Below are 5,143 nucleotides of genomic sequence, written 5' to 3' on the forward strand. Positions count from 1 at the left end.
CCTCCGCCCCCGTGCTCGCGGCGCGCAGGGCGAAGAACACCGCCGCCGCGACGCCCAGCACCAGCGCCACCAGCGACAGGATCCGCCGGGCACCCAGTGGGCTACGTGCCGTCAGTGGCTCCGTGCCCGCCCGGTTACGCAGCCACATGATCGATCTCCTCTCCACGCGACAGGAGCTCACGCGAGGCATCTCAGGGCCGCGACGACGCGCGGGTCGATCCCGTGCGAGGCGGGCAGACGCCCGATCGTGGCCTCCACGAACTCGGGGTACGACAGCGAGGCGGTGACCCCGTTCACGGCGGCCCAGATCTCGTCGGCCGTCTGCTCCACCTGCACCTTGGCCTCCTGCTCCTTCAGCACGAACCGCCCCACGACCACCCGCCACAGCGTCCTGTCGTCGGCCTCGGACTCGGCGACGGGCGCGCCGACGTCGTCGGCGTGGGTGGCGTACTCGGAGTCGTAGTGGAAGGCCTGCAATCCGCACGGATAGGGCCCGGCCATCGTGTCGAGCAGCCCGTCCGGCCCGAGCTCGCGCATGCGCCGCCGCGTCTCGCCGTTCTTGGTGCGCCACTCCTCCAGCACGTCCTCCACGGGCATGCCGCGCCGCTGCCGCACCGACCACTCGTTGAAGTCGTTGAACCCCGACACGCCGGCCTTGGAGAGCCGGGTCAGCAGGTTCTCCACGTCCCCGTCCAGGCAGGCGTGGTTGTAGAGCTCCTCGCCCGCCAGGTGACCCAGCACGTCGCGTACCGACCAGCCCTCGCAGCGGGACGGCCGCTGCCAGCCGGCCTCGTCGAGCCCGCTGAAGAACCGGTCCAGCCGGGCGGCCTCTGCGTCGAAGATGTCGAACGGGTTGAAGTCTTTGAGCAGATCCTCGGCCATACCCGGACGCTACCCGCTATGTGCCTGCTTTCACGGCCATGGAACCGATGGCGGACTTGACCCGGTTGTACTCGTCGGCGCACGAAGGCGCCCGCTCGGGCGCAACCCAGCCGCCTTGGGCGATGCGATGGTACTTGCCGGGGTCGGCGCCGTACAGCAGGCAGGAGAACGTGGCGGATTCGGCTGTCGCCGACAGCTCGTCGATGCCGCTGTGACCGGCGAGCAAGTGGCGGGCCTCGGCCGCCGGCACCACGCGCTTGGGCGCGTCGGCGGGGAGCGTCAGCGCCGCGAACTGGTCGGCCTGCGCGTCGCTGTCGGGCAGGCCGTTGAGCGTGGTCAGGGCGTGGCCGAGCTGCTGGTGGAAGAGCACGGACAGCATGGCCTCCATGCGGGCGGACCCGGTGCCGGCGTCGGTCTCCTCGGTCTCCGAGATGCCGTCCAGTACGCGGCGCGCCTGGTCGACCAGCTGGTAGCAGATGGTGATCCGGCGCTCATCCTGGTCCCAGGTGGCCTCCGCCGAGTCGCAGTCACGTGCGACCACCTTGATCGGCGCGGGCAGCCGGATCCCGGTCTCCAGCGCGTCGCTGTCCTTGAGGAGCTTCCTGGCCTGCTCGGCGCGGGGTGAGCCCGGCTGCTCGTAGCGTACGGACAGCTCTGATGAGGGGGCCGCTCCCAGCGTGCTCGTCATGCTCAGGACGAGGGCCATGAGGGGATGCGGCATGCGAGGTCTCCTTCGGGGGTCGTTCAACGCAATGCGACTGTCCATGCGCGGGATGGGTGATCGCTAAACCTGCGGGTGGTGAAGGAGCCGTTCCCAGGAGGGAAAGCCGAAGGCCCGGCCCCGTGTGGGGCCGGGCCTCGGTGTGTTGGACTAGCGACGCCACCAGGGGCCGTAGACCCGCACGTAGTCCGTGCGGCTCGTGGCGCCCTGGAGCTCGTCGTCACCGCTGAACACGGCCCTGAACGTGCCGCTCTTGTAGGCGCGCGTCGTGGTGTAGAACTTGCCGCCCCACTTGGTCCTGGCCGAGGCGACCCACTTCCAGCCACTGGAGCCGTTCGCGCGGAAGTAGACGTTCACCTTCTCGCCGCGGACGCCCTCCCAGCCCTCGTCATTCACCTGAAGACGGCCGGAGAACTCGATCTTCTTGCCCTTGCGGACCTTGTACGGGTCGGCACTGAAGCGCGAGATGCGCGTCTCGGCCTTGCTCTTCTGGAGCTCGACCGAGAAGAACGCCGTGTCCTTGGCGATCTGCTTGCCGGCGCTGTCGAAGGCCACGGCGGTGGCGCTCCACTTGCCGGTGGCGTCGCCCTCGGTGAAGCCGACGGCGAAGCGCCAGCCCTCGAGGTCCTTGACGTCCTTGGCGCGCAGCGTGCGGACGCCCTCGGGCGCCACGCTGAGCTCGACCTTCTTGACGTCGGAGCTGGCCCCGATGTCGAAGTAGGCGGTCGTCTCGGCCCCGGTCTTGACCACGACCGGGTTGGGGGTGATGTCCCGGATCTTGAGCTGCGTGTCGGTCTTGGTGGCAGCCGCGGCCGCCCCCGCGCCCGACAGCAGCATGGCTCCGCCGACAATGGCGGAGGCGATACCCAATGCGATCTTTCTCATGAGGGTGCTGATTCCTCTCCCCGTATTGACTCGGAGCCGGCTCGGGGCGGCCGACTCCCTTTACTACTTTGAGCCATGTGAGGGGGGAAAAGTTGGCAAAAGTTAGAGAAAATATTTGATCAAGGCTTTAGCCAGGGGTTATGGGCTTAAATCCACCTGGACCCACGTGACCCAGTACAGTCTGGCCCATGACCGACGTCTACACGCTCGGCGAGCCCCTGGGCGTCGTCACCAGCGGAAGGGTTCGCCACGAGAGCGAGGCCCGGCTGGACGTGTGCGGACCCGAGTTCACGCTGGCCATCGCACTGGCCAGACTCGGGCACCGGAGCGCGTACCTGGGCAAGGTGGGCGACGACGAACTGGGCGCCAGGGCGCTCACCGCGCTCAAGGGTGAGGGCGTGGACGTCGCGGACATGCGCGTGTCCGAAGGGCTGCGTACCGGGCTCATCCTCAGGGAGACCCGCGTCGGCCGCGAACTCAGAGTGACGCAGTACCGCACCGGCTCGGCGGGCTCGCGGCTCGCGCCGGGCAACGTGCCCATCGACCGGATCGCCGCGTCGAAGATGCTCCACGTCACCGGCCTCACGGCCGGCCTCGGTAGGGACGCGCTCGAGGCGGTGCGCACCGCCGTGAGCGCCGCGAGGAACGCCGAGGTGATGATCTCCTTCTCCGTCGAGTACGTCCCCGAGCTGTGGCCGTCGGTACGCGAGGCCGAGGAGGTGCTCGGCGAGCTGGCCTGCGCCTCGCACCTGCTCTTCCTCCGCCAGGACGAGCTCGACCTCGTCAAACCCGCGCTCACGCCCGAGCGCGAGGTCGTGGTGGACCGCGGCGCGAAGGGCGCGAGCGTGCGCGCCGACAGGATGCGGTACGACGTGCCGGGCTGGCAGGTCCCCATCGTGGACACGGCGGGCGCGGGGGAGGCGTTCGCGGCCGGCTACATCAGCGCCGCCCTCGACGGCCTCATCCCCCAGGAACGCCTGCACCGCGGGGCGCTGTTGAGCGCCGCCGCGGTGACCAGCGTCAGTGACTGGCAGGGGTTGCCCACCAGGTCAGAGCTCTAATTTGTGGTCAGGGTGAAGGTCGAGGTCGTGTTCCTGATGTTCTGGTAGTTGTTGCCGAACTTCAGGTTGTTGATCGTGGCCGACCCGACGGCCGGGCCCTGTCCCGGCTCGGGCATCTCGTTGACCCAGATGCCGAACCCGGACTTGGCGTCGAAGGCGTCGCCGCTCTTCTGCGCCCCGCTGATGGACACGTTGGTCAGGATCGTGTCCTTGACCGGGTTCAGCGGCGTGCCGCCGGAGTAGCCGGTCTGGAACATGATCCCGCTGTAGGTCGGGTCCACGATGTCCAGGTTGCTGACGCGGATGCCCTGGAACACCTTCGACGAGGAGAACAGCCACATCGCCGGGAACGTCTGCTGCCCCCAGAAGTGCCCGCCGGCCCTGACCAGCGAGATGTTGTCGAAGGTGGTCGGCGGGCTGGCGCCGAACCCGTTCATCGGGATCCCGAAGTCCAGTGAGCTGATCGTGACGCCCGGGTACGTCAGCGTGTCCGCGACGTAGATGTTCCTGAACGTGTTGTCGTACCCGCCGTACACGGCCACGCCCGCGGCCCGCCAGGTGAGCATCGAGGTGAGGTTCTCGAAGACGTTGCCGGTCTGCTCGCCGGGGTTGTTGTCGGTCGCCGAGAACAGCGCGAAGCTGTCGTCGCCGGTGGCCCTGGCCTCGACGTTGGTGACGTGGTTGCCGGTGCTGCCGTTGGTCATGTTGAGGCCGTCGGCGAACAGGTTACGGATCCGCGAGTTCTTGATCGTGATGTTGTCCGTGTTCGAGCCCCAGTACAGGCATATCTGGTGCTCGGCCCAGACGTTGTCGATCGTCATGTTGGCCACGTTCGAGAGGTCGAACACCTTGCCGGGGCCGTCGATGCGCGAGGTGTAGTTGCCGAAGTAGGCGAAGTTCGCGAACGTCGAGCCGTTGGCCGAGGCCTCCGTGCGGAAGCCCACGTCGGTGTTCTCCTGCCCGCTCGGGGAGTAGAACCTGGTGAACCAGGGGCCGGCGCCGACGATCTTGACGGACTTGCCGTACACCTGGAACTTGCCGGACGTCTGGTAGTCGCCCTGGGGGAGGTAGACGCCGACGAGGTTGGCGTCCATGCGGGCCTTGTCCAAAGCGTTCTGCACGTCCTGCTGCCCGAATCCAGTCGGTACGGCGTACTTCGCCGGGTCCGGGTTGGCGATCGGGGTCGCCTGCTCGAAGTCCACGAAGTCGATCGCGTACGTCTGGCCGTTGGCCGCGTCCTTCTGCAGCCTGATCTTGCTGCCCTTGGGCACGGTGGTGCCGAGGAGCACGTTCGCCTCGTCGTAGATGTGCCTGGGCGGTCCCGAGCCGGGCGAGTTGTTCGGGCTGGCCTCGGCGCCGTAGAGCCAGGCGTAGCGGGAGGTCAGGTTGACGGCCTTGAGGAACGTGCCGTCGACGTAGACGTTCAGGGTCGAGCTGAGGCCGCCGCCGCCCGCGGCGTCGGGCATCGAGAAGCGGGTGACCAGGGTGTTCGTGTCCGCCCTGGTGGTGAACTCGACGTACGCGCCGGTCTGGTTGAGCGTCACCGCGCGCCGCCCGGAGGCCTCGCCGGCGATCGTGCCGATGTCCCTGCTCG

At 68.2% G+C, this 5,143-nt stretch carries 5 protein-coding genes and 1 pseudogene; 1 reads left to right on the forward strand and 5 read right to left on the reverse strand.

Annotated features, from left to right (window positions below; translation table 11 throughout):
* The 4 genes from AB0J09_RS55705 to AB0J09_RS55720 all read right to left on the reverse strand — a co-directional run.
* Nucleotides 1-190 (reverse strand): DUF6343 family protein (locus tag AB0J09_RS55705; protein ID WP_360710536.1); only part of this gene is annotated, 190 nt, incomplete at its 3' end.
* The gene (locus tag AB0J09_RS55710) at nucleotides 178-882 is read right to left on the reverse strand and encodes a maleylpyruvate isomerase family mycothiol-dependent enzyme (RefSeq protein WP_360710538.1); all 705 of its coding nucleotides are present in this window, start codon (nucleotides 880-882) and stop codon (nucleotides 178-180) included. The genes AB0J09_RS55710 and AB0J09_RS55705, both read right to left, overlap by 13 nt.
* Nucleotides 883-898: 16 nt before the next feature.
* Nucleotides 899-1,603, reverse strand: coding sequence for a DUF4344 domain-containing metallopeptidase (locus tag AB0J09_RS55715; RefSeq protein WP_360710540.1), 705 nt, complete (start codon nucleotides 1,601-1,603; stop codon nucleotides 899-901).
* A 150-nt stretch (nucleotides 1,604-1,753) separates the two neighbouring features.
* On the reverse strand, nucleotides 1,754-2,488 hold the full coding sequence (locus AB0J09_RS55720) for a hypothetical protein (RefSeq protein ID WP_360710542.1): 735 nt from the start codon (nucleotides 2,486-2,488) through the stop codon (nucleotides 1,754-1,756).
* Nucleotides 2,489-2,676: 188 nt separating this feature from the next.
* Here AB0J09_RS55720 and AB0J09_RS55725 point away from each other — a divergent pair, with 188 nt between their 5' ends.
* A complete protein-coding gene (locus AB0J09_RS55725) occupies nucleotides 2,677-3,549 on the forward strand; it encodes a sugar kinase (protein WP_360710544.1) in 873 nt (290 codons plus the stop codon).
* Here AB0J09_RS55725 and AB0J09_RS55730 read toward each other — a convergent pair.
* Nucleotides 3,546-5,143: pseudogene (locus AB0J09_RS55730) on the reverse strand (glycosyl hydrolase); the annotation flags it as partial. The gene AB0J09_RS55725 and the pseudogene AB0J09_RS55730 sit on opposite strands and share 4 nt — an antisense overlap.

Source organism: Nonomuraea sp. NPDC049784, from assembly GCF_040659615.1.
GTDB lineage: Bacteria > Actinomycetota > Actinomycetes > Streptosporangiales > Streptosporangiaceae > Nonomuraea.